The organism is Streptomyces sp. NPDC020747, assembly GCF_044334695.1.
In the GTDB taxonomy this organism is placed as follows: domain Bacteria; phylum Actinomycetota; class Actinomycetes; order Streptomycetales; family Streptomycetaceae; genus Streptomyces.
The window spans coordinates 149,993-173,209 of sequence record NZ_JBIRTJ010000016.1 but is presented as its reverse complement, the minus strand read 5'-3'; the positions used below and the strand labels follow the sequence as shown (position 1 = coordinate 173,209).

Below are 23,217 nucleotides of genomic sequence, written 5' to 3'. Positions count from 1 at the left end.
CATAACGTTTCGACAGAGATATCCAGTGGTACCGACACGCGTCGCGGTCGTCTGATGCCGCTGTGCTCACAAAAGCCCCGCCTTTTGGCGGGGCTCGCTCTTTATGACCGTTTTATCTAGGGCTTACATCACTCGGAATCCTTGGTTCCGAGTGTTTGGACGAGCACACCCTGACGTGCTGGAATGCCAGAACTGCCCAGTAGCAAGGGCCGAAGACACACGCGGCACGACGAAGGTGCACACGCCGAGAGGTTGTTGGTCGAGTGAGGCGTAGCAAGAACGGTCCCGAGCCGTCGGCGCGGGGCAACTTCACCCCGCCGCCGCGCGGAGCGGCACCCGCACATGTGTCCGGCCCGGAGCCGGCGGCCCCACCCGCCAAGAGTGGCGGGCGTCTGTCCCCGCGCAACTGGCGTGTGCCGACCAGGCTGAACGCCATTCTCCTCATACCCGTGATCGTCGGGCTCGTCATGGGCGGCTTCCAGGTGAAGAGCTCCATAGACACCTGGCAGGAGGCCCAGGACGCGGAGAAGGTCGCCAAGATCGTCGACGCGGCCGGGCAGTACGCCGAGGCGCTCCTCAACGAGCGCGACGTCTCCGCCCAGCCGCTGCTGGAAGGCGACCGGAACAGCGCGACCGTCAAGCAGGCCCGCGCTGTGACGGACCAGAAGGCCGACGCGTTCCACCAGGAAGTCGTGGGGATGCCGGCCGGTCAGGGCCTCGAACGCCGACTGAAGCTGGTGGAGGACGCCGAGCCCACACTGGGCCAGCTGCGCAAGGCCGCGTACACCACCGCGATGGATCCGACGAAGACCGAAGAGGGCTACGTCACCGTCGAGCACCTCCTGGCTGAGTTCTCGAACGAGCTGGGCCTCGGTACCGGCAACATCACGAGCTACGGCCGTACCGTGTACGCCGTCACGCTGGCCAAGGGCGCCGAGTCCCTGCAGCGCTCGATCGGCATGCACCTCCTGGTGAAGCCCAGCTCCAACGAGAAGGTCCGTCAGCAGCAGGTCACCGCGTTCACGTCGTACGCGTACCTGGAGAACATAGCCGTCCAGGAGTACATCTCCGGTGGCACGGAGGCGGACGCCGCGCGGCTCAAGCAGGTGATGGCGGAGAAGACCGCCCAGGGCGCGAAGCTGGCCGCCGAGGCGAAGAGCAAGACCGAGGCGGCCGGCCGGACCTACAAGGCACCGCCCGCCATGACCGGCATGATCCAGGCCATCGGCAGCGGCAGCTCGCCCACCGACCTCGCTCAGCAGGGCATCACGCCCGAGACCTGGATGGCGGCCTCCACCCTCAAGTTCGACGGCTACGGCGAGGTCGAGGAGGACCTCATCAACCGGGCGGTCGACGAAGCGGGCCAGATCGCCACCGACGCCCAGCGCGACGCCTTCCTCAACGGCGCCATCGTCATCGTGGCCCTGCTCGCCGCCTTCATCATCGCCGGCCTCATGGCCCGCCAGATGAGCCGCTCGATGCGCCAGCTGCGCAACGCGGCCTTCGGTGTCGCCGAGCAGCGTCTGCCGATGCTGGTCGACCAGCTCTCGCGCACCGACCCGGGCCGGGTCGACACCCGGGTCACGCCCATCCCGATCACCACCACGGACGAGATCGGCGAAGTCGCCCGCGCCTTCGACCAGGTCCACCGCGAGGCCGTACGACTGGCCGCCGAGCAGGCTCTGCTCCGTGGAAACATCAACGCGATCTTCACCAACCTGTCGCGCCGCAACCAGTCCCTGATCGAGGGCCAGCTGACCCTGATCACCGAGCTGGAGAACAACGAGGCCGACCCGGACCAGCTGGAGAACCTCTTCCGTCTGGACCACCTCGCGACCCGTATGCGCCGCAACGGCGAGAACCTCCTGGTCCTCGCCGGCGAGGAGCCGGGCCGCCGCTGGGACCAGCCGGTCCCGCTGGTCGACGTGCTGCGCGCCGCCTCCTCCGAGGTGGAGCAGTACGAGCGCATCGAGCTGTCGGGCGTACCGGAGGCCGAGATCCACGGCCGCGCGGTCACCGACCTCGTGCACCTGCTCGCCGAGCTCCTGGAGAACGCCACCACGTTCTCCTCGCCGCAGACGAAGGTCCGCGTCACCGCGACCCGGCTGCCCGACGGCCGCATCATGGTCGAGATCCACGACAAGGGCATCGGACTCACCGCCGAGGACTTCGCGGACATCAACCACAAGCTGGCCAACCCGCCGACCGTCGACGCCGCGATCTCGCAGCGCATGGGTCTGTTCGTGGTCGGCCGGCTGTCCGACCGGCACGGCATCCGCGTCCAGCTGCGCCCCTCGGGCGAGCAGGCCGGTACGACCTCGCTCGTCATGCTCCCCGACATCATCACGCACGGTGGCGGCGGCGAGACGGCACCGCAGCGCGACGAGTTCACCGTCTCGCAGATCATCCCGGAGCAGCAGCCCTTCGGCGGCGAGGAGTTCCAGAGCGGCGGCCAGCCGATGCGCACGGCCGCCGAGCTGGGCTTCGACGACAGCCGCTACACCGAGGTCCCGGACGACATACGCGAGCTGGACCCCGTGGGCCGTTCGCTGATGCGTGAGGAGCGCCGGGCGGCCCTGGAGGCCCAGACGCACGGCGAGCTGGAGGGCGGGTCCCCGTCGTTCACCGGCGAGTTCGACCCGCAGCAGGGCTACGACAACGGTCAGCAGGCCTTCGACAACGGTGCTGCGGCGTACGACAACGGAGCGGCCGCGTACAGCGAGGCCCCCTCGTACGACCAGCAGACGCCGTACGAGGAGCCCCAGCAGGCGTCGTACGACGAGACGTACTTCCCTGCCAACGGCGGATACCCGGAACCCTCCTACACGGAGCCGGTCCAGGAGGAGCCCCAGCCCGCCCACGCTCCCGCGCGGGACACCTTCTCGCCCTTCGAGGAGCAGTCCTACCAGGACGACTGGCCGCAGCAGGACTCGTACCAGAACGGCTACCGTTCCGAGTACGCTCCCGAAGCGGAGTCCGTGCAGGCCGCTGACGTGGCCGAGCAGGACCCCGTAGGCTTCGAGCGTCCGGGAACGGCCTCTCCCGCCGCCCACGCGCTGACCGACGCCGGGCTTCCGCGCCGCGGATCCACCGACGCCGGGCTCCCCCGTCGCGGATCCACCGCGAGCGCGGGCGGCCAGCAGTCCGTGGGCCAGGAGTCGCCGTCTCCCTTCGGTGGCGGCAAGGACAGCAACTCAAGTGGCGGCAACGGCTCCGGCAAGGGCGACTGGCGGTCGAACAACGACCAGATGTGGCAGCGCGCCGAGCAGCTGAAGAAGCCCAAGGCGGGCGGGGTCACCTCCTCCGGCCTGCCGAGGCGTGTGCCCAAGGCCAACCTGGTCGAGGGCACCGCGGAATCGACCCCCCAGGGCGGCCCCCAGGTCTCCCGCGCTCCCGAGGACGTCCGGGGCAGGCTGAGCAACCTGCGCCGCGGGGTCCAGAGGGGGCGTAACGCAGGAAGCGAAACGAACGGCCAGGCCACCAGAAATCAACACGGTGGTCCTGACAGCACCTACAACCAGGAGCGTTAGTGTGAGCCCGATGAGCCAGGCGGCGCAGAACCTGAACTGGTTGATCACCAACTTCGTGGACAACACCCCCGGGGTGTCGCACACGGTGGTGGTCTCCGCCGACGGACTCCTTCTGGCGATGTCCGAAGGGTTCCCGCGTGACCGTGCCGACCAGCTGGCCGCCGTCGCGTCGGGTCTCACCTCGCTGACCGCGGGCGCGTCCCGCATCTTCGAGGGCGGGAGTGTGAATCAGACGGTTGTGGAGATGGAGCGGGGATTCCTCTTCATCATGTCCATTTCCGATGGATCATCACTCGCAGTACTCGCACATCCGGAAGCGGACATCGGTCTCGTCGGGTACGAGATGGCCCTTCTGGTGGACCGTGCCGGTACGGTTCTGACCCCTGATCTGCGTGCGGAGCTCCAGGGGAGCCTTCTCAACTAGCAGACAAGCGATGCGTTTTGGCGTCCCGTGGCCGTAAGGTTTCGGGACGCGGCTCCACACTGATGGGCCCGGCACGGTCGGAGGAGGAGAAAGTGGCAACACCCCCAGGCGGATCGCCTTCGGGCAACTGGTCCTATGGCCCTGGCCAGGGCCAGGGCGGGAACGACTCGCCGAACCGGTACAACTTCCCCTCCGCACCGTCCCCGCGGCGCCAGCAGCCCTACGCACCCCAGGGTCCCGGGCCCTCCCCGTACGACCAGCCGCCGGCGCCGCGCATCCAGCCCGTGCAGCCGCAGCGACGCTCCCCCGAACCATCGCCCGCGGGGGGCGCCAGCAACCCGCTGGTCCGCCCCTACGCCATGACGGGCGGCCGCACCAGGCCTCGGTATCAGCTCGCCATCGAGGCACTGGTGCACACCACCGCGCAGCCGCACCAGATGCAGGGCCAGCTGCCCGAGCATCAGCGGATCTGCAACCTCTGCCGGGAGATCAAGTCGGTGGCCGAAATCTCGGCCCTCCTGACGATCCCTCTCGGCGTGGCCAGGATCCTCGTCGCCGACTTGGCGGAGGCGGGCCTGGTCGCCATTCATCAGCCCGGCGGCGACGAGAGCGCCGGCGGGCAGCCAGCCGTGACTTTGCTCGAAAGGGTGCTCAGTGGACTTCGCAAGCTCTAGCGGAGGGCCTTCCCGCTCCACCACGTCCGCGAAGATCGTGGTGGCGGGCGGCTTCGGCGTGGGCAAGACCACGTTCGTCGGGGCCGTCTCGGAGATCAACCCGCTGCGTACCGAGGCCGTGATGACGTCCGCTTCGGCGGGCATCGACGACCTCACCCACACGGGGGACAAGACCACCACCACGGTGGCGATGGACTTCGGTCGTATCACCCTGGACCAGGACCTGATCCTGTACCTGTTCGGTACGCCCGGCCAGGACCGCTTCTGGTTCATGTGGGACGACCTGGTACGCGGCGCGATCGGCGCGATCGTGCTGGTCGACACCCGCCGTCTCGCCGACTGCTTCCCCGCGGTCGACTACTTCGAGAACAGCGGGCTGCCGTTCGTGATCGCCCTGAACGGCTTCGACGGCAACCAGCCGTACAACCCGGACGAGGTCCGGGAGGCGCTCCAGATCGGGCCCGACACCCCGATCATCACCACGGACGCCCGCCACCGCGCGGACGCCAAGTCGGCGCTCATCACGCTGGTGGAGCATGCCTTGATGGCACGCCTGCGGTAGCGGTCAGGTTTTTCGCGGCCCCCGTTCCTCCTCCGGGAGGGCGGGGGCCGTCGCCTTTGGGCCACAATGCTCTGGTCGATGCCTGGGGAGGGGTTGCGATGAGCGCGGAGGCGGCTGCGTTACGGCTGGGGACGACCGTGGCGAAGACGGCGGCGCAGTTCTGGCTGGGCGGGAGGCGGCGGGAGCAGGAACGACGTCTGCCGATGGCCGAGTTGATCGAGACACGGGTACCGGGGCTGCGGCTTCGGCGGAGTCTGGAGCGGCAGTTCCAGCAGATCGCCGACGCCGTGTTCGACCGGGTGGAACCGTTTCTGGAGCAGGAGTTCCGGGGGCTGGAGGAGTCCAGCCGCGAGGCCGTGATCGACGCGGTGGGCATCACGTTCGAGCGGGCCGACCTGTCGGACGAGGCGCTGCTGGCGACGGATGCGCAGCCGGCCGAGCTGATCCGCCGCATCACCGGAGCGGTCGACGCACCGGTCGGCCTGAACGACCCGGAGACCCGCCTCTACGAACTGCTCTTCGCCGAATGCTGCGAGTACTACGTCCACGTCGTGCGCAACCTGCCGGTCTTCGAGGAGCGGGCCGCGGCGGAGTTGCTGGCCCGTACGACGTCCTTGGGCACCGAGATCGCCCGCGTCCTGGAACAGCTCCCGGAACGTTCGCTGTTCGCGCCGGACGGCGCCGACCAGGACACGGCGTTCCGCCGCAGATACCTGCAACTGGTCAGCGAGGACCTCGACGAGGTGGAGCTGTTCCGCCGCGCCTCCGACCGCGCGGCGGCACAGGTGCGGCTGTCGGTCGCGTACGTCAGTCTGCGTGCCACCGGGAAGGACGGGAACCGCCGCCGCGCCGGACGCTCCCTGCCACGGCTGCGGCCCGACATGAGCGACTGGGAGGAGGCCGGGAGCGAGGGCGCCGGGATGCGGGTCGAGTCCGCGCTGGTCGGGGTCTCGCGAGTCCTGCTGCGTGGCGAGGCGGGCTCCGGCAAGACCACCCTGCTGCGCTGGCTGGCCGTCACGGCGGCCCGGGGCGCCTTCACCGGAGAACTGACCGACTGGAACGGCCTCACCCCGGTCCTCGTGAAGCTGCGCGGCTACAGCGGCTGCCCCCTGCCGGTCCCTGAGGCGATGCTCGACGGCGTCGCCGCGCCCCTCACCGGCATCATGCCCAGGGGCTGGGTGGAGCGGCAGTTCGACAGTGGCAGAGCGCTTCTCCTGATCGACGGTGTGGACGAGCTGCTCGACCGGGAACGGCGAGCCGTACGGGACTGGCTGCGCACGCTCCTGAGGACCTACGACGGTGTCCGTGTGGTGGTCACCTCCCGCCCGGCGGCGGCCGGCGCGGACTGGTTGCGCGGGGAGGACTTCACCGCCCTGCACCTGGACCGGATGACGCCGCCGGACCTGGCGGCCTTCGTACGGCAGTGGCACCAGGCCGTACGGGAACTGGGCGACGAGCTGCCCTGCGCGGCGGACGAACTCCCCCAGTACGAACAGTCCCTGCTCACCAGTCTCAAGGACCGCGCGCACCTCCAGTCGCTGGCGGGCACTCCTCTGCTCGCGTCCATGGTGTGCGCGATGCACCTCAACCGGGGTCGCCAACTGCCGCGCGACCGGATGGAGTTGTACCGGAGCGCGCTGCACACGCTGGTCCACGACCGGGACTCGGACCGGAACGTGCCGAGCGCCGTGGACAGCAAGCTGAGCCTCGGCGACAAGCTCGTCATACTCCGGGATCTCGCCTGGCGGCTGTCGGACAACAACCGCAGCGAGATCGCGCTGGAACAGGCCGCCGTCCACGTGGGCTCGAAGCTCACGGCGATGCGGCACCTCGATGTTCTGGACGGCGAGGCGGTTCTGAGGCAGCTGCGGGACCGCTCCGGGGTGCTCCGCTCCCCCGCCGTCGGACGCCTGGACTTCGTGCACCGGACCTTCCAGGAGTACCTCGCCGCCGAGGAGGCCGCGCAGGAGGACCGGATCGGGAACCTGGTCGGCAAGGCCCACCTCGACCTGTGGCGGGAGACGATCATCATGACGGCGGGGCATGCCAACACCCGCCAGCGGGAGGAGCTGCTGACCGGCATCCTCGACCGGGCCGAGGAGGAACCCCGGCACGGGCGGACGCTGCGGCTGCTGGCGGCCTCCTGCCAGGAGACGCTGCCGTCCGTGTCGGAGAGGCTGGCGCAGCGCCTGGACGAGGCGGTGACGCGGCTGCTTCCGGCCCACCGGAAGACCGACCCGCCCGCCCTGGCGGCGGTGGGGCCGAGCCTGTTGCGCAGGATGCCTCGTTCGCTGGGGGAGCTGACGGAACGGGCCGCCACACAGACGGTGCGGACCGTGGCGCTGATCGGGGGCGAGGAGGCGCTGGGACTGCTGGCGGGGTACGTGGGTGACGAGCGCGAGGGTGTGGTCGACGAACTCGTCAGCGCCTGGGGCTACTTCGAAGCGGAAGCCTACGCCGACCAGGTTCTGTCGAGGCTGCCGTTGGAGACCCGATTCGTGGACCTCACGCACTCCGGCCAGTGGCGTGTCGTGAACCGGTTGAGCTCTGTCGAGGGCCTGGCGATCAAGTATCCCTTCACCGATTTCAGATCGTTGGGCGAGCTACCGCCGTTGAGGCGTCTGTCCATTTACGACCTGCGCGGCGAAGCCGACCTCTCGGTGCTTCGGGCCCACCCCGACCTGACCTTTTTCGGCGTGTTGGGTGACATGCCGAAACAGTCGCTCGAAGTGCTCGGCGAACTGTCGCACTTGAACTACCTGTACCTCTCCCTCGACGGCCCACTGAGCCTCGAAGGCCTGCGTCTGGGACCGCAGACCTCCGACCTGTCGCTCTCCAGAGTGATCGCGTCCACCGATCTCTCGCCTCTGGCCGAATGCTCCGACATCAAGCTCCTGTCGCTGCTGACCAGGGAAACCTGCCTGCCCAAAGGGCTGTCCGCCGTGTCGTCACTGACCGGGCTGGAGGAACTGACCCTCTCCGACTTCGACATCGCCGCCTGGCTGGGTGCGCCCGATTTCGTTCCCCCCAGGGCGAAGAGCCTCCGGCTGCACGACTGCGTCCTGCCCGACGACCCCCACGCCCTCGACTTCCCCGGCGTGGACGTCACCATCGTCTGACACACACGCCGAAGCCCCGCCCTCCTCGCGGGAGAGCGGGGCCGTGGTCACGCGGAAAGCTCAGTGCCAGCTGTGCGGAGCGCGGAAGCCGGGCTCGCGCTCCAGGCGGCGCCAGCCGGCCTTCGCTCGGCCTCGGTGGGTCGGGGCCGCGGCGGGGGCGGAGGCGGCGCGGGCCAGGAGGATGGCCGTGATGGCGGCGACTTCCTCGGGCTCGGCGTGGCCCTTCTCGACGCGAATATCAGGGATGTCCATGTGTGTGAGTCTCCGTGAGAGAGGGGTCCGCGGGGTTGCCGCGATGGGTCCGCCGAGTTACTACTGCGGCGGGTTTCCGTGCTTGCGGGAGGGCAGATCGGCGTGCTTCGTACGCAGCATCGCGAGGGAGCGGATGAGTACCTCGCGGGTCTCGGCGGGGTCGATGACGTCGTCGACCAGGCCGCGCTCGGCCGCGTAGTAGGGGTGCATCAGCTCCGCCTTGTACTCCTTGACCATGCGCACGCGCATGGCCTCGGGGTCCTCGGCGTCGGCGATCTGCCGGCGGAAGATGACGTTGGCGGCGCCCTCGGCGCCCATCACGGCGATCTCGTTGGTGGGCCACGCGTAGGTGAGGTCCGCGCCGATGGACTGGCTGTCCATGACGATGTACGCGCCGCCGTAGGCCTTGCGAAGGATCAGTGAGATCCGCGGCACGGTCGCGTTGCAGTAGGCGTAGAGGAGCTTCGCGCCATGGCGGATGATGCCGCCGTGCTCCTGGTCGACACCCGGAAGGAAGCCCGGGACATCCAGCAGAGTGACGATCGGGATGTTAAAAGCGTCGCACATCTGGACGAAACGCGCAGCTTTCTCCGACGCCTCGATGTCCAGCACCCCGGCCAGGCTCTGCGGCTGGTTGGCGACGATGCCCACCACCTGGCCGTCGAGCCGGGCGAGCGCGCAGATGATGTTGCGGGCCCAGCGCTCGTGGATCTCCAGGTAGTCGCCGTCGTCGACGAGCTCCTCGATGACCTTCGTCATGTCGTACGGACGGTTGCCGTCCGCCGGGACCAGGTCGAGCAGCACGTCCGAGCGGCGGTCGGCCTCGTCCTCGGAGTGGGTCACCGGCGGGTTCTCGCGGTTGTTCTGCGGGAGCATCGACAGGAGGTAGCGGACCTCCGCGATGCACGTCTCCTCGTCGTCGTACGCGAAGTGCGCCACCCCGGACGTCTCGGCGTGCACGTCGGCGCCACCCAGGCCGTTCTGGGTGATCTCCTCGCCGGTGACCGCCTTGACGACGTCCGGGCCCGTGATGAACATCTGCGAGGTCTCGCGGACCATGAACACGAAGTCCGTCAGGGCCGGGCTGTAGGCCGCACCGCCCGCGCACGGGCCGAGCATCACGGAGATCTGCGGGATGACACCCGAGGCGCGGGTGTTGCGCTGGAAGATGCCGCCGTAGCCGGCGAGGGCCGAGACACCCTCCTGGATTCGGGCGCCCGCGCCGTCGTTGAGGGACACCAGGGGCGCACCGGCCGCGATGGCCATGTCCATGATCTTGTGGATCTTCGTGGCGTGGGCCTCGCCCAGCGCGCCGCCGAAAATCCGGAAGTCGTGCGCGTACACGAAGACCGTGCGGCCCTCCACCGTGCCCCAGCCGGTGATCACACCGTCCGTGTACGGCTTCCTCGCCTCCAGGCCGAACCCGGTCGCCCGGTGGCGGCGCAGCTGCTCGACCTCGTTGAACGAGCCGGCGTCCAGCAGGAGCTCGATCCGCTCCCGGGAGGTCAGCTTGCCCTTGGCGTGCTGCGCCGCGGTCGCCTTGTCACTGGGTCCGCGAAGAGCCTCCGCACGGATCGCGTGCAGTTCGGCCACGCGCCCGCGGGCGTCGGTGGGTTCGCCTGCCGAGGATCCGGTCTCGTCCAAAACGGTCATGTAGCGACCTTACGAAGCCCACCAAGGAAAGCGGGCCGTCGACTCCGTACAGTCTCCGGCCCGTTTTACTGGTACCCCTGAACAGAACCACGACCGCATGCAGGCGATCCGACTGCTCAGAGGGCGTTCGGCTTGTAGGGGTCTCACAAAGCCGTCAGCTGAGAGCCACCTCACATTCGTGCGTGGCGCATGCCGTCCCCGGAGTGACGCGCACCCTCAGACGGCGACCGGCGGCGAGCACCTCGACGCTGGGACCGGCGCGCACGACCCGGCGTACGGGACGGTCCCAGACGATCTCCAGGGCCTCTCCGGTGCGCGGCGGTTCGCTGACGGAGAGGGTAGCGGTGCGGCCGCGGCGGCGCACGAGCACGCTCGCGGGGGCCGAGGCGGTGAGCGGGCCCGCCCGGCCCGCCCGCCAGAAGTTGGCGGCGGTCAGGCCCAGGGAGGGCACGGACACGGCCTGGCGGTCGGAGTCGTTGGCGAGGACCGACAGCCGGCGGGGGTCGGCCGCGCGGGCGGCGACCGTGCGGCGCGAGGCTCCGGGCAGGACGGCGTACGCGTACGTGGCGTCCACCGGGTCGGTGCCGTGGTCGAGCCAGAGGGTCTGCCAGCGGCGGGTCCGGGTTTCGGTGGTGCTGGTGGTGTTGATGTCGGACCAGGCGCCGGTGCGGTCCTCGCGGCGGGTGCGCAGGGCCGACCGGTCCAGGACCACCCAGCCGCCGTGGCCTTCGAGATGCGCCCACCCCGGGCCCCGTACGAGGGCCTGGGTCCCGCCCTCCCCCAGGTTGCGGTTGTCGACGACCGTCTCGACCGGGACGCCGTCGGTGGCCGTGATGCCCGCGCCCAGGCAGACGATCGTGTCCGCGAGGCAGAACCAGGACTTGCGGGCCTCCAGGGTCGACCCGAGGCCCTTCAAGTGCTGTCCGACGGCCGCGAACTCCCCGTCCGTCACGCCGCCGACCCAGCGCACGGCGGGCTTGGGTTCGCCCCACTCGCCGCCGGCCCTGTCCGCGAGCCGCTTGGTGGACACGGTCGTGCCGGGGAGCCGGTACCAGTCGACGGTGGGCCAGTACCAGTTCGTGTATTGGTCACTGGGGCCACCGGCCCACCAGTAGAGCATTCCGGCGCCCGTGTGCCAGCCGCGCGGGTTCTCGCCGTTGCCGCACTCGTAGTACGCGATCCGGTCGCTCGCCATGGCGATGTTCGCGGTGAAGCCGGGGCGGCGGTGGACGGCCCGGTCCATGGCGGCGAAGAGGTGGTGGCCGACCGGCTCGGGCGCGGCCTCGACCGCCGAGCCGGCGACCGCGTGCAGCCGGGCCAGGTCACCGACGCCGAACTGAGGAGCCGTCAGAAGTGGCGTGACGGTGTCCCGTTCGATCCATCCCTTGACGCTCGCGTGCCAGCGCTCGCGCTCCGCCGCGCTCGCACCCTGGGCGAGCAGCGCGATCGCGGCGATCAGCCCCTGCCCGTGGAAGTGGTCGCCGCGCATGATGTGGAGGTCGTCGTTCTTGAGGTAACCCCGGCTGATGGCACGCCCGTTGACGCTGTCCATCATCAACCCGTCGTGGATCAGGGGCGCGTAGGCACCCTCCACGCTGTCGAGGACGATCTGTCTGTTGGCGTCGGTCACCTCCCACGTCGAACCGGCCAGCAGCGCGAAGAGGCGGCCGAGTCCGTCGAGCAGGACCTGTCCGTACGTTCCCGAGTACGCGACCCAGGTGTGCTGGACGAACGACCCGTCGGCGTACAGCCCGTCCCCCTTCGTGACGTACGGGAAGACCGGTGAGAGCGCGTCCCGGGCGAGCGCGGTCTTCTCGGGGGCGCGGCCGAGGATGCCGCGCAGGGCGACGGAGCGGCACAGGTCGACTCGGTTGGCGCCGGTCGAGGTGCCCGAGTAGTCGCGGAGCATCGAGTCGGGGATGAAGTGGTCGACGGCGGCGCAGGCTGCGGCGACCTGGGCGGCGGTGAGTTCGCCGTGGAGGGCGGCCACGATGTCCATGAGGAGGCGGGGGCTGCCGATCTGCCACTCCCACCAGTTGCCGTAGCGGGCGGTGGAGGGGTTGTAGACGGTGACGGAGAGGTGGTCGAGGCCGCGGAGGACGTCCGCGAGCAGGCCCTCGTCGCCGGTGGAGCCGGTGCCCTCCTGGACGTACGCCTGGGCCATCGTCCACAGCCGGCTGTAGCTCTGGGTGATGCCGGTCGGCGGGTCGTAGGGGTAACCGGGCCAGAGGGAAGTCGCGGTCGGGGCCATGGTCCGCCGGAAGCCGCGGGCCAGTTCGCCGGTCTCGGCGAGGCGGGCGGCGTACGGCTCGGCGGTCGGGTCGTAGCCCGCTCCGAGGGCGATCTCCAGCCAGCGGAGGCGGAGGGTGTCGTACTCGTCGTCGTCGCGGGCCGCGTGTGCGGAGGCGGTGGGCATGAGCGCCGGGCTCGCCGTGAGCGCCGCTGCCAGGAGGAACGTACGGCGGGTGGGGGTCATGCCAGGCGATGGTGCCCGAGGTGTCCGTGTGCTCACCAGAGGGGCAACGGGTGATCTTAGGAGTAGACCAATGGCAACCAGGAGTAATCGGTGCAACACGCCATGCATTCAGTTGAAACCCGTAAGGAATAGGCCTATGGTCGAAGTGGTTGAACGTTGAACAGCTTCGGCGCAGGGCCGGGCTCGTCCCTTCAAGGAGTTAGTCATGGGCCTCTTCGGCAGCAAGGACAAGACCGACACCATCACCGCGACGCCCGCCGCCGTGAACCCCGACCTTGCCGCTCTCACCGGCGACTACACGATCGACCCGTCCCACTCGACGATCGGCTTCGTCGCGCGTCACGCCATGGTGACGAACGTCAAGGGCGGCTTCCTGGACTTCTCCGGCAGCCTGCACCTGGACGGCGCCGACCCGTCGCGGTCGACGGCTTCCCTCGACATCACGATGGACAGCATCAACACCGGTTCCGCCGACCGTGACGGACACCTGAAGAGCGCGGACTTCTTCAAGACGGACGAGTTCCCGACGATGACGTTCCGCTCCACCAAGGCCGAGGCCCTCGGTGGCGACGACTACCGGATCACCGGTGACCTGACGATCCTCGGCACCACCCAGCAGCTCGCCATCGACCTGGAGTTCAACGGCTCCGCGAAGGACCCGTTCGGCAACGAGCGCGTCGGCTTCGAGGGCAAGGCGGAGATCCTGCGCTCCGAGTGGGGCCTCACCTGGAACGCGGCGCTGGAGACCGGCGGCGTGCTCGTCTCCGACAAGATCAAGCTGAACTTCGACATCTCGGCGATCAAGAACGTCGGCTGACCGGGTCCGGACTTCCTTCCCACAACTGACCGATCTCCGAGCGCGCCCGTCGTCCGGCTTCCCTGGATTCCCCTGGATTCCCTGGGAGCGGAAGGCGGGCGCTCGGGTGTGCCGGGGCGGGTTGGGGGATTCCGGCAGGCCGTGGGCCCACTGGTCCGTCGCCCCGTCACGCCCGTCACCGCGCCCGGCGGCCCGACTCAAGCCCCGTGATCGCCTTCTCCAGGCGGGCCGCCCTGACCTCCGGGGTCCTCGCCTTCAGGAGGCCCAGGACGACCAGGTACTGGTCCGTCCTGCCGAGCCCTTCGAAGAAGGCCTTCGCGCGCGGGCTGCGGTCCAGCGCGGCGGCCAGGTCGTCCGGGACCGTGGCGTTCCGCTGGGACTCGTACGCCGCCTCCCACCGGCCGTCCGCCTTGGCCGCCGCGACCTCCGCGAGCCCCGGGGGCCGCATCCGGCCGGCCGCGGTGAGGGCCTCGACCTTGCGCACGTTGACCATCGACCAGAGGCTGCCGGGCCTGCGCGGGGTGTACTTCTGCAGGTAGTACGAGTCGTCGAGGCCCCGCCGCTGACCGTCGATCCAGCCGTGGCAGAGGGCCGTGTCGAGGGCCTCCGTGATGGTGACCGACGGCAGGCCGGAGCCCTTCTTGGCGATCTTCAGCCAGACGCCGCCGCGGAGCCCGGCATTGGCGGACATCCAGGCGTCGAGGTCCGCCACGTCCGTGAAGGTCCTGATCTCCACGCCGCCGAGGGTGCCGGGGGCTCCGGGAGTGCCGGAGATCTTGGCGGTACCTGAGGTCGTGGCGGTGCCTGAGGGCTGGGAGGTCCCGGAGTCCTTGGAGCTGTTGGAGGTCTCGTCCATAGAAAGACAGTAGGGCGGGACTAGGACAACTTCTGTCCTATAAGGCCGGTTGGCCGTACAGGAGTCTGACGTTATTGTGCGCCGGTGTCCGCGTTCATGCAGCAACTCCCCGCCCTGATAGGCGTGGTCGTCGGTGCCCTCGGCTCGTATCTGGCGATCGTGCGCGGGGACCAGGTCCGGTTCCGGCGCGAGCAGACGGCGCGCTGGGAGGAACGGCGCCTCACCGTGTACTCCGACTACGCCCGCGTCCTGAAGAAGAGCGTCACCCTGACCTACCGGGTCTCGGCCCACCTCGGCAACGATCCGCATCCGCATCCCCTCTCTCCCGAGGAGGCGGCGCCTCAACTGGCCTCGGCCCTCGAAGCCCGCGATCCGGTCGGCGAGGCGCTTCTGATGCTCGGCTCGCCGGGCGTGGTGGAACGGGCTCGCGAGTGGGTCGTCCTGGTCATCGAGATGGAACGCTTCCTGGACACCCGCGTCCACGACCCCGAGGCCTGGTCGGCCCTGCTGGCCCGCCAACGGGCGGCCCGGGAGCGGTACTACTCCGCGGTGCGCGACGATCTGGCCCTGCCGCCGGGGCACTCGGGACGGTGGATCTTCGACGAGTCGGCTTCGGCCGGGGCGTGAGGAGTTCTGGTTCCCTGTCACTGGAGCAGGGAGCAGGGAGCAGGGGCAGCGGAGCGAGGAGATGGTCGAACGCCTGGGCCTCATGCCCGGATCGGCCATCAGCGGCGCTGAGGCGAAGCAGGCCGCGGACCGGCATCGCGGGCTCGCGGAGGGGTTCTCCGGCAATTGAGTGGACCGGGGAAGTCGGGCGTCGCTAGCCTGCCCCCATGTCCAGCCCCGAGGCATCAAGACTCCGGCCACCGGCTTTCCGGTGGCTGCTCGGGATGTCCGGCTGAAGCGTCGCGGTCGAGCGCGTACACGCTCCTGCCCTTCTCACTGTCGTCACCATCACCGTGCCCGTCACCGGAACGCCGTGCAGCCTGTCATGTTCGTTTTCGGGTGTACGGAGTTCTGTCATGCCGTTCGGGCTGTATCTGTTGGGGCTCGCTGTCTTCGCTCAGGGGACCTCCGAGTTCATGTTGTCCGGGCTGGTGCCGGACATCGCGCGGGAGATGGAGGTGTCGGTACCGGCGGCCGGGTCGCTGACCTCGGCGTTCGCCGCCGGGATGGTCGTGGGGGCGCCGCTCATGGCCGTGTTGGCGCGGCGCTGGTCCCGGCGGGCGGCGCTGCTGGGGTTTCTGGGCGTCTTCCTGGTTGTTCATGTCGTCGGTGCGGTCACCGACAGCTTCGCCGTGCTGCTGGTCACCCGGGTCGTGGGCGCGCTCGCCAACGCCGGGTTCCTCGCGGTCGCGGTGGTGACGGCCGTGGCGATGGTCGACGCCGACGCCAAGGCGCGGGCCACGTCCGTGCTGCTCGGCGGGGTCACCGTCGCCTGTGTCGCGGGGGTGCCGGGCGGTGCCGTCCTCGGGCAGCTGTGGGGATGGCGGGCCGCCTTCTGGGCCGTGGTCGTCCTCTCCGTGCCCGCCCTCTTCGCGATCGTGCGGTCGGTGCCGGGCGGGGTGCCCGGGGCCGCTCGCGCGAGTGTGCGCGGCGAGATGCGGGCACTGCGCGCACCCCGGCTTCAAGTGGCCCTGCTTCTGGGGGCGTTGGTGAACGGGGCCACCTTCTGCACCTTCACCTATCTCGCACCGATCGTCACCTCCGTCGCCCGGCTGGGCGAGGCATGGGTGCCCGTCGTGCTCGCGCTCTTCGGGTTCGGCTCCTTCGTCGGGGTCGCCGTCGCCGGGCGGATCGCCGACGCCCGGCCCGGCCGGGTCCTGGTCGTGGGCGGAGTGGCCCTGCTCGTCGGGTGGGGCCTCCTCGGCCTGACCGCCGGGAACCCGGTGGCGGCCGTCGTACTCGCCTTCGTACAGGGCGTGTTGTCGTTCGGCGTCGGGTCCACGCTGATCTCCCGGGCGCTGTACGAGGCGGCCGGGGCGCCGACCCTTGCGGGCGGTTTCGCCACGGCCGCGTTCAACGTGGGCGGGGCGCTCGGGCCGTGGCTGGGCGGGCTCGCGATCGGGGCGGGGCTGGGGTACCGCTCACCGGTGTGGATGAGCGCCGTACTGGTGGGGCTCGCCCTGGTGGCTGGAGTGGCCGCGCGGCGGACAGGGGTCCTCTCGGACCGCGTGAGCGCCGACGGCGACGGCGACGGCGACGCGGACGGCGTCCGCGACTTCGACGACAGCGGGCGTCCCCTCGGACGGTCCACGGATTAACCCGGTGCGGGTCGGCGGGCGGGCGGTTAGCCTCCGGGGATGACCTGGCTGCCCGCTGACTTCGTACATCCGCTGCGCGTAGACGTGCCCGGCGGGCATCATCTCCGGCCGATCACCGGGGGCGACGCCGCGATCGACCACCCGACGGTGATGGGGTCTCGGGAGCGGTTGTGGTCCATCTTCGGGGAGGCCTGGGGATGGCCCGCCGCGACGATCACATACGAGGCGAACCTGGCGGACCTGGAGCGGCACGAGGCCGAGATCGCCGCTCACAAGTCGTTCAACTACGTGTTGTTCGACGAGGCGGAGAGCGTCGAGTACGGGTGCGTCTACATCGATCCCCCGGAGAAGGCCGGGGCCGATGCCGAGATCTCCTGGTGGGTCGTCGACGAGCGGGTGGGGACCGACTTGGAGCGGGATCTCGACGCGTTCGTCCCGCGGTGGATCGGTGAGGCGTGGCCCTTCGAACGGCCGCGGTTCATCGGGCGCGACCTGTCCTGGAAGGAATGGCTGGCACTGCCGGACCTGGCAGGCTGAAGCGCTGAACTGCCGTGGCCGCCCCAGCACTTACGCGTCCCGCACCCTGAAGGCCGCACCCGCCACCAGCAGCAACCCCAGCGCGTACGCCGCCAGTACGCCGAGGCCCGGCCAGGGGCCGATCGGGAGGCGGGAGAGGTCCCGTGTGGCCTGGATGGCGAGGCCCGCCGGCATCGGGGCCCAGCGTTCGAGGCGGTCCCGCCAGCTCGGGTCGCCCAGGAGGTCGGCCAGGAGCGGGACCGCGTACAGCAGGCCCAGGCCCAGCGTGATGGCGCCCGTGCTGTCCCGGAGCAGGGCCGCGAGGCCGAGGCCGAGCAGGGCGGTCAGGGTCAGGCAGAGGACCGACCCGAAGGCGGCGCGGAGCGTGGGGCCGTCGGCCAGGGACGGGAGCGGGTAGCCGGCCTCCTGAGTGAAGCCGTTGCCGGGGAGGATCAGCCGGCCCGCGTAGAGGGAACCCAGGATCGCCGCCGTTCCCGCCGCCGCCGTCATGGCGGCCAGGACCGCCGCCTTCGACGCCAGCAGCGACACCCTGTGCGGCATCGCCGTCAGTGTCGTGCGGATCGTCCCCGTGCCGTACTCCGCCCCCATCGACAGCGCGCCGAGGACGAGGGCCGTCGCCTGGCCCAGCCAGACGCCCGTCAGGCTCAGTTTCACGGTGTCCTCGTGGCAGGCGGCCGCCGACGGGCACGCGCCGGTGCCGACGGCGGACACCGCTGCCGCGCCGACCGTGACCGTGAGGACCGCTGTCGCCGCCAGCAACCACCAACTGCTGTGCAGAGTACGGAGTTTCGTCCACTCGGCGTGCAACAGCCGCAGCGCCCTCAAACGGCTCACACGATCCACGCGGCTCGCGTGATCCACCCGGTTCACGCGATCCACGCGGTTCACGCGTCCCTCCTGCGCAGGCGCCAGGCCGCGAGGGCCAGCGCCACCGCCGCGTACGCGCCCAGCACCGCAAGGCCGTTCCAGGGGGCCATCGGGTAACAGCCGCTCTCCGGCAGGCAGTTGTGGTCCACCTGTGGGTAGTAGGTGACGCCTTGCTGGATCGCGAAGGCCGCCGCCGGGGTCAGCCGCAGCAGCCATTCGGCGGCCGGGAGCGGGAGGGCGAACGCCAGGATCTGCGGCAGGATCACCAGGACCACCACCGCCGTGATCGCGCCCGCGCTGCTGCGGAGCAGCGCGCCCACGGCCAGGGCGAGGACCGCGACCAGGGACAGCAGGAGCGCGCTGCCGACGACCGCCCGCGGGACCACCCCCTCCAGCATCGACAGATCCGGGAACGCGGGCGGTTCGAAACCGTTGGAGCGCAGCGTGTCCTGGGCGAGCGAGAAGGCCAGGGCCGCCGCGACGAGCCCCGCCGCGAACGTCACTCCCCCGATCACCAGGACCTTCGCCGCCAGCACCTGCCCCCGGCGCGGACTCGCCGTGAACGTCGTACGGATCATGCCGCGCTTGTACTCGGCGGTGATGAAGAGCGCGCCGAGCGCCACCATGAACAGGACGCCCACGAAGACGCCCTGGAAGCTCATCTGGACGGTGTCGCCGCCGGTCTGGTCCGGGGCGATGTCGCCCTGGCCGGTGAGCGTGAAGGCGCCGTCGCCGGTGACCTTCGTACTGCCGGGGATCGGCCGGGCCGGGCCCGACTGCGGGAGGTTCGGGTCGTCCGGGTCGGGGGCGCCCACGTCGGTGCTGGTCCAGGACGGCCGCGCGCTGTCGCCGCGCAGTTCCACATGGTCGAAGTCGGCCGTCGCGGTCGCGATTCCCGCGGTCGCCGAGGTACCGCCGAAGGAGCGGCGCAGTGTGGTGTGCAGCGGGGTGGCGACGAAGAGCCCCGCCCGGGCCGTCCTCGGCAGGTCCGCCGGGCGCACTGTCGCGATCTTCGTCCACCTCCGGCCGTCCGGCGACTCGTAGCCCGTCAGCTCCTGGCCCGAGCGGGTCAGCCGGAGCCAGCGTGCGCCGGCCGACGAGCCCTGCTCGTCGTGGGTGAAGTCCCACTGCATACGGACGCCGTGGTCCGGGGTCACCATCAGTGCCACGTACGAACTGCCGGGCTTCGTGGTCGACTTGACCATGATTCCGGCCTTCGCCCAGGGCTCCGGGGACCTGCCCTCGCGGCCCTCGATGCCGGACACCTGGACCGTGACGCTGCCGTCCCCGGTGAGCGGTCGGTGGACGAAGCGGAAGGTATCGTCCACACGGGTGCCGTCGGGGGCGGAGACGATGCGGACCCTGCCGTTGGAGTCGTTGACGGAGCCGCTCGCGCCGAGTTGCGAGATCACGACCGTGGCGACGGCCGCGAGCACAAGGACCAGCAGCCAGCTCCGTACGGTCCAGAACTTGCTCCACTCCGCGCGCAGCAGCCGTACGAACCCGTCCCGCCCTGGCTGGAGTTGTGACCTGTACGGGGTGATCGGCGCGGGATTCGGAGGTGTCGAGGGAGTGAGTGAGGGCGGCGTCGGGGAGGACGTCATCGTGCGACCTCGCCGTCCGCCGCGGAGACGAACTCCGTGGAGTCCCGGGTCAGTTCCATGTACGCCTCTTCCAGGGTGGCCCGGTGTGCGCCCACCTCCGCGAACGCGATCCCGGCCTCGGTGAGGAGCGCCACGATCCGTTCCGGCGGCAGACCGGTGACGGTGAGGGTGTCGCGGCCGGTGACCGCGACCGTGCCGCCCTTGTGGGCGAGCAGTTCCATCGCCTCCGTACGAGCACTCGTGCGCAGGGCGACGCGGTCGCCGGACGCCGCGGCCAGCAGGTCGGCGACGGCCGTGTCGGCGATGAGGCGGCCCCGGCCGATGACGACCAAGTGGTCGGCGGTGTCCTCCAGTTCGCTCATGAGGTGGCTGGACACGAGGACGGCCCGGCCCTCGGCGGCCAGCCGGCGCAGCAGGCCGCGGATCCACTGGATGCCCTCGGGGTCGAGGCCGTTGACCGGTTCGTCGAGGATGAGCACGGGCGGGTCGCCGAGGAGCGCGGCGGCGATGCCGAGGCGCTGGCGCATGCCGAGCGAGTAGCCGCCCGCCCTGCGCCGGGCCGGCTGTTCCATGCCGACCTGTTCGAGGACCTCGTCGACCCGGCGCATGGACAGGCCGTGCGAGTGGGCCAGCCAGCGCAGATGGTCGCGGCCACGGCGGGCCGGGTGCAGCGCGGCGGCGTCGAGCAGCGCGCCGACCTCCAACAGCGGGGTGCGCAGGGCGTGGTAGGGGCGCCCGCCGATCAGGGCGTGGCCCGTGTCGGGGGCGTCCAGGCCGAGTACGGTCCGCATGGTCGTCGACTTGCCTGCCCCGTTGGGGCCGACGAAGCCGGTGACCTGGCCCGGTTCGACCGTGAAGGAGAGCCCGTCCACGGCGACGGTCTGCCCGAACCTCTTGCGGAGGTCCCGGACTTCGATGGTTGCGTCCATGCCAGCGAGGCTAGGGAGCCACGGCGTGCGGCGTCGTCCCGCCCGGGAGCAGTCTTCGCCGCCCCCGGCCCGGGGGACGGCATCCCCCGCGCGAGGGACATGACACTGCTGACCTGGGGGACGCGGTCCGGCGCGGGCGGCGGCAGAATGGCGGACGTGGACGAGGCGGACGAGGTGACGACAGAGCGGGCGGCCCGTCAGACGGTGGAACTCCCGGGCCCGCCATGGCAGTTGGGGCTGCGCGGACTCCGGCCGGTCGTGCTGTGCGGGCCCTGGCCGTTCACACTGCGCCGACCCTGGCCATTGGGGCTGCGTGGGCTCTGGCCGTTGGGGCTGCGCCGTGCCGCCGCCTCCTCCCGTGCCGCCGCCTCCGGCGCCACGCGCTCGCGCGACCGCGGCGGCGCAGGCACCCTCAACCACGGCGTACGAGCCGACGGCCACGGCGCAGGTGTCGACGGCTACGGGGCGGATGCCATACGCCACGGCGCAGGTGCCCCCAGCCGTGGCGTACACGCCCTCGGCCGAGCGGTTCGCCGCCTCTCCTCCGCAGCGCGCCCCGGTTCCTCCTCGGCCCTGTTCTCCGCCGGTGCCACCGGTGCTGCCGGTGCCGGGCCCCTCTCCCCCGTCGTGCTCTCCGTCGGTCTCGCGGTCCTCGCCTCCGCCGAGATCCTGGTCCGCGCCGCCGGGCTGCGCGGGAATCTCGCGCTGGCCCTGCTGCTCGCGCTGTGCACCACGCTGCCCGTGGGGTTCGTCCTCGCGCCGGAGCGCGGGGCGCGCGTTCGCGGCGCCGCGGCCATCGCGCTCACCACGGCCTGCGTCCTGGCCCTGGAACCCTTCCGCGCCCTCACCCTCGCGGGGGCGGCGGCCCAGCTGATCACCGTCCATGCGCTGGGCCGGGCGGGAACACCCCTGCTCAGCGGTCTGCTCGTGCTGCCGTACGTCGGTCTCGCGCTCGCCGCGGCGGGTGACTCCGCCGACTCCACCGTCCGTGTCGTGGCCGTCTTGGTCGCCACGCTCGCCTCCGCCGCGGCGGCCACGGGCATCACCCGGCACGTACGGACGGCCGCGCAGGCGCACAGCGCCACGGAACAGGCCTTCGCGGACACCCTGCTCGAACACGCGGCGCGGGGTGAACGGGCCCGTATCGCGCGGGAGTTGCACGATGTCGTCGCCCATCACATCTCGATGATCGCCGTCCAGGCCGAGACCGCCCGGCTGACCACCCAGGGGCTGCCCGCCGACGGCGCCACCCGGCTGCTCGCCATCGGGGACACCGCGCGGGCCGCGCTGACGGAGATGCGGCGGCTCCTCGGAGTGCTGCGCGAGGACGCGGACGTCGGGGTCACCCGGCGCCCCCAGCCGGGCCTGCGCCAACTGATCGAGCTGGTCGACGACTCCCGGGACGCCGCGGGCTCCCGTACCCGGCTGATCGTCAGCGGCACGGTCGCCCCGCTCGACCCGGGCATCGAGGTCACCGCCTACCGCATCGTCCAGGAGGCCCTGACGAACGCCCGCCGGCACGCTCCGGGCGCCGCAGTCGACGTAGAACTCCGTTACGGGCCGGACGACTTGGAGCTCCGCGTACGCGACAACGGACCTGGACCCCGCCCCGGCCCCGGCTGCGGTTCCGGCTCGGAGCCCGCACACCCCGCACACCGGACAGACTCTGCGGCCTCAGCACACCGTGACCACGCCGGACACGGCCTCCTCGGCATGCGTGAACGCGCGGCAACCGTGGGCGGCACCCTGCGCACCGGCCCCGCGCCCGGCGGCGGCTTCCTGGTCGAGGCACGCCTCCCCGTACGGGCGGAGGCCCTCGCATGACAACCCCCGAAGCCGCTCCCGAAGCCGTCGCGAGGACAGACGCCGACGCGGCCGCCGAGACAGACGCCAAAACGGCGGCCGATGCGCCGACAGAAGCCCGCCCCGTCCGTATCGTCGTCGCCGACGACCACGAGGTCGTCCGCGCCGGATACGCCGGACTCCTCGCCACCCAGCCGGACTTCACGGTCGTGGGCACCGCGCGGGACGGCGCGGAGGCGGTCCGGGTGTGCCGCGAACAGCGGCCCGACGTGGTGCTGATGGACGTACGGATGCCGGTGTCGGACGGCATCCAGGCGACCGCGGAGCTCGTGGGCAACGCGGCGCTGACGGGCGACGAGCCGTTCACACACCCGCCACGCGTACTGATCCTCACCACCTTCGACCTCGACGAGCACGTGTACGACGCCCTCATCGCCGGAGCGAGCGGGTTCCTCCTCAAGGACGTCACCGCGGAGCGGCTCTTCGACGCCGTACGGGTCGTCGCCGCCGGGGAGGCCCTGCTGGCGCCCGGGGTCACGCGCCGGCTGATCGCCGAGTTCGCCCGGCTGAAGCCGAGGACACCGCGCAGGGACGCGCTCGCGGTCCTCACTCCGCGCGAGTCGGAGGTGTTGCGGCTGCTCGCCGAGGGGCTGTCCAATCCCGAGCTCGCCGGGCGTCTGCACGTGGGCGAGGAGACGGTGAAGACGCACGTCAGCCGGGTGCTCTCGAAGCTCGGGCTGCGCGACCGGACCCAGGCGGTGGTCATGGCGTACGAAACGGGTCTGGTCGTGCCGGGGGCGGGGAGCTCGGCCTGAACGGAGCACGGAACTCTGCCTGACCGGAGCACGGA

Annotated in this window: 18 protein-coding genes; 11 read left to right on the top strand and 7 right to left on the bottom strand. The window is 70.8% G+C overall.

The features are described from left to right. Positions 1 to 263 precede the first annotated feature (263 nt). From ACH4YP_RS35765 to ACH4YP_RS35745, 5 genes are all read left to right on the top strand, one after another. On the top strand, positions 264 to 3,530 hold the full coding sequence (locus tag ACH4YP_RS35765) for a nitrate- and nitrite sensing domain-containing protein (RefSeq protein ID WP_361058321.1): 3,267 nt from the start codon (positions 264 to 266) through the stop codon (positions 3,528 to 3,530). Between the two features lie 10 nt (positions 3,531 to 3,540). Next, on the top strand, positions 3,541 to 3,954 hold the full coding sequence (locus ACH4YP_RS35760) for a roadblock/LC7 domain-containing protein (RefSeq protein ID WP_033321188.1): 414 nt from the start codon (positions 3,541 to 3,543) through the stop codon (positions 3,952 to 3,954). Positions 3,955 to 4,046: 92 nt separating this feature from the next. After that, a complete protein-coding gene (locus tag ACH4YP_RS35755) occupies positions 4,047 to 4,628 on the top strand; it encodes a DUF742 domain-containing protein (protein WP_361058319.1) in 582 nt (193 codons plus the stop codon). Next, positions 4,609 to 5,190 carry an ATP/GTP-binding protein gene (locus tag ACH4YP_RS35750; RefSeq protein ID WP_026248371.1) on the top strand — a complete coding sequence of 194 codons (582 nt, stop codon included), beginning with the start codon at positions 4,609 to 4,611 and terminating at the stop codon, positions 5,188 to 5,190. Before ACH4YP_RS35755 ends, ACH4YP_RS35750 begins: the two co-directional genes overlap by 20 nt. Before the next feature lie 98 nt (positions 5,191 to 5,288). Further along, complete coding sequence (locus ACH4YP_RS35745; protein WP_398495054.1) at positions 5,289 to 8,309, top strand: NACHT domain-containing protein; 3,021 nt, start codon at positions 5,289 to 5,291, stop codon at positions 8,307 to 8,309. Between the two features lie 60 nt (positions 8,310 to 8,369). Here ACH4YP_RS35745 and ACH4YP_RS35740 read toward each other — a convergent pair whose 3' ends face one another. From ACH4YP_RS35740 to ACH4YP_RS35730, 3 genes are all read right to left on the bottom strand, one after another. Further along, positions 8,370 to 8,561 carry an acyl-CoA carboxylase subunit epsilon gene (locus tag ACH4YP_RS35740; RefSeq protein ID WP_055614000.1) on the bottom strand — a complete coding sequence of 64 codons (192 nt, stop codon included), beginning with the start codon at positions 8,559 to 8,561 and terminating at the stop codon, positions 8,370 to 8,372. Between the two features lie 60 nt (positions 8,562 to 8,621). Then, positions 8,622 to 10,214 carry an acyl-CoA carboxylase subunit beta gene (locus tag ACH4YP_RS35735; RefSeq protein WP_361058299.1) on the bottom strand — a complete coding sequence of 531 codons (1,593 nt, stop codon included), beginning with the start codon at positions 10,212 to 10,214 and terminating at the stop codon, positions 8,622 to 8,624. Positions 10,215 to 10,368: 154 nt separating this feature from the next. Further along, positions 10,369 to 12,690, bottom strand: coding sequence for a polysaccharide lyase 8 family protein (locus ACH4YP_RS35730; RefSeq protein WP_361058297.1), 2,322 nt, complete (start codon positions 12,688 to 12,690; stop codon positions 10,369 to 10,371). Between the two features lie 205 nt (positions 12,691 to 12,895). On the opposite strand from ACH4YP_RS35730, the gene ACH4YP_RS35725 reads away from it, so the two are divergent. Then, positions 12,896 to 13,507: a YceI family protein gene (locus tag ACH4YP_RS35725; RefSeq protein ID WP_361058295.1), complete on the top strand. Its 612-nt coding sequence runs from the start codon at positions 12,896 to 12,898 to the stop codon at positions 13,505 to 13,507. A gap of 175 nt (positions 13,508 to 13,682) precedes the next feature. Here the strand turns inward: ACH4YP_RS35725 and ACH4YP_RS35720 are convergent, their stop codons facing one another. Further along, positions 13,683 to 14,198, bottom strand: coding sequence for a YdeI/OmpD-associated family protein (locus ACH4YP_RS35720; RefSeq protein ID WP_361058325.1), 516 nt, complete (start codon positions 14,196 to 14,198; stop codon positions 13,683 to 13,685). Between the two features lie 249 nt (positions 14,199 to 14,447). Between ACH4YP_RS35720 and ACH4YP_RS35715 the strand changes: the two genes are divergently transcribed. The 3 genes from ACH4YP_RS35715 to ACH4YP_RS35705 all read left to right on the top strand — a co-directional run bounded on the left by ACH4YP_RS35715 (position 14,448) and on the right by ACH4YP_RS35705 (position 17,164). Then, positions 14,448 to 14,990, top strand: a complete 543-nt coding sequence (locus ACH4YP_RS35715; RefSeq protein WP_361058293.1) for a hypothetical protein — start codon at positions 14,448 to 14,450, stop codon at positions 14,988 to 14,990. Between the two features lie 395 nt (positions 14,991 to 15,385). After that, the gene (locus tag ACH4YP_RS35710; protein WP_361058291.1) at positions 15,386 to 16,627 is read left to right on the top strand and encodes a Cmx/CmrA family chloramphenicol efflux MFS transporter; all 1,242 of its coding nucleotides are present in this window, start codon (positions 15,386 to 15,388) and stop codon (positions 16,625 to 16,627) included. 39 nt (positions 16,628 to 16,666) lie between these two features. After that, positions 16,667 to 17,164, top strand: a complete 498-nt coding sequence (locus ACH4YP_RS35705) for an N-acetyltransferase (RefSeq protein WP_361058289.1) — start codon at positions 16,667 to 16,669, stop codon at positions 17,162 to 17,164. A 30-nt stretch (positions 17,165 to 17,194) separates the two neighbouring features. Here ACH4YP_RS35705 and ACH4YP_RS35700 read toward each other — a convergent pair whose 3' ends face one another. Genes ACH4YP_RS35700 through ACH4YP_RS35690 form a run of 3 tightly spaced genes read right to left on the bottom strand, consistent with a single transcriptional unit; the run spans position 17,195 to position 20,564 of the window. Beyond that, positions 17,195 to 17,998, bottom strand: coding sequence for an ABC transporter permease subunit (locus ACH4YP_RS35700; protein WP_361058287.1), 804 nt, complete (start codon positions 17,996 to 17,998; stop codon positions 17,195 to 17,197). Between the two features lie 50 nt (positions 17,999 to 18,048). Beyond that, positions 18,049 to 19,635, bottom strand: a complete 1,587-nt coding sequence (locus ACH4YP_RS35695; protein WP_398495049.1) for an ABC transporter permease subunit — start codon at positions 19,633 to 19,635, stop codon at positions 18,049 to 18,051. Next, a complete protein-coding gene (locus tag ACH4YP_RS35690) occupies positions 19,632 to 20,564 on the bottom strand; it encodes an ABC transporter ATP-binding protein (RefSeq protein WP_398495047.1) in 933 nt (310 codons plus the stop codon). Before ACH4YP_RS35690 ends, ACH4YP_RS35695 begins: the two co-directional genes overlap by 4 nt. A gap of 99 nt (positions 20,565 to 20,663) precedes the next feature. Here ACH4YP_RS35690 and ACH4YP_RS35685 point away from each other — a divergent pair, with 99 nt between their 5' ends. Further along, entirely contained in the window at positions 20,664 to 22,388 is a 1,725-nt protein-coding gene (locus tag ACH4YP_RS35685) for a sensor histidine kinase (RefSeq protein WP_398495045.1), read from the top strand. Then, the gene (locus ACH4YP_RS35680) at positions 22,385 to 23,182 is read left to right on the top strand and encodes a response regulator (RefSeq protein ID WP_398495043.1); all 798 of its coding nucleotides are present in this window, start codon (positions 22,385 to 22,387) and stop codon (positions 23,180 to 23,182) included. Before ACH4YP_RS35685 ends, ACH4YP_RS35680 begins: the two co-directional genes overlap by 4 nt. Positions 23,183 to 23,217: the final 35 nt, after the last annotated feature.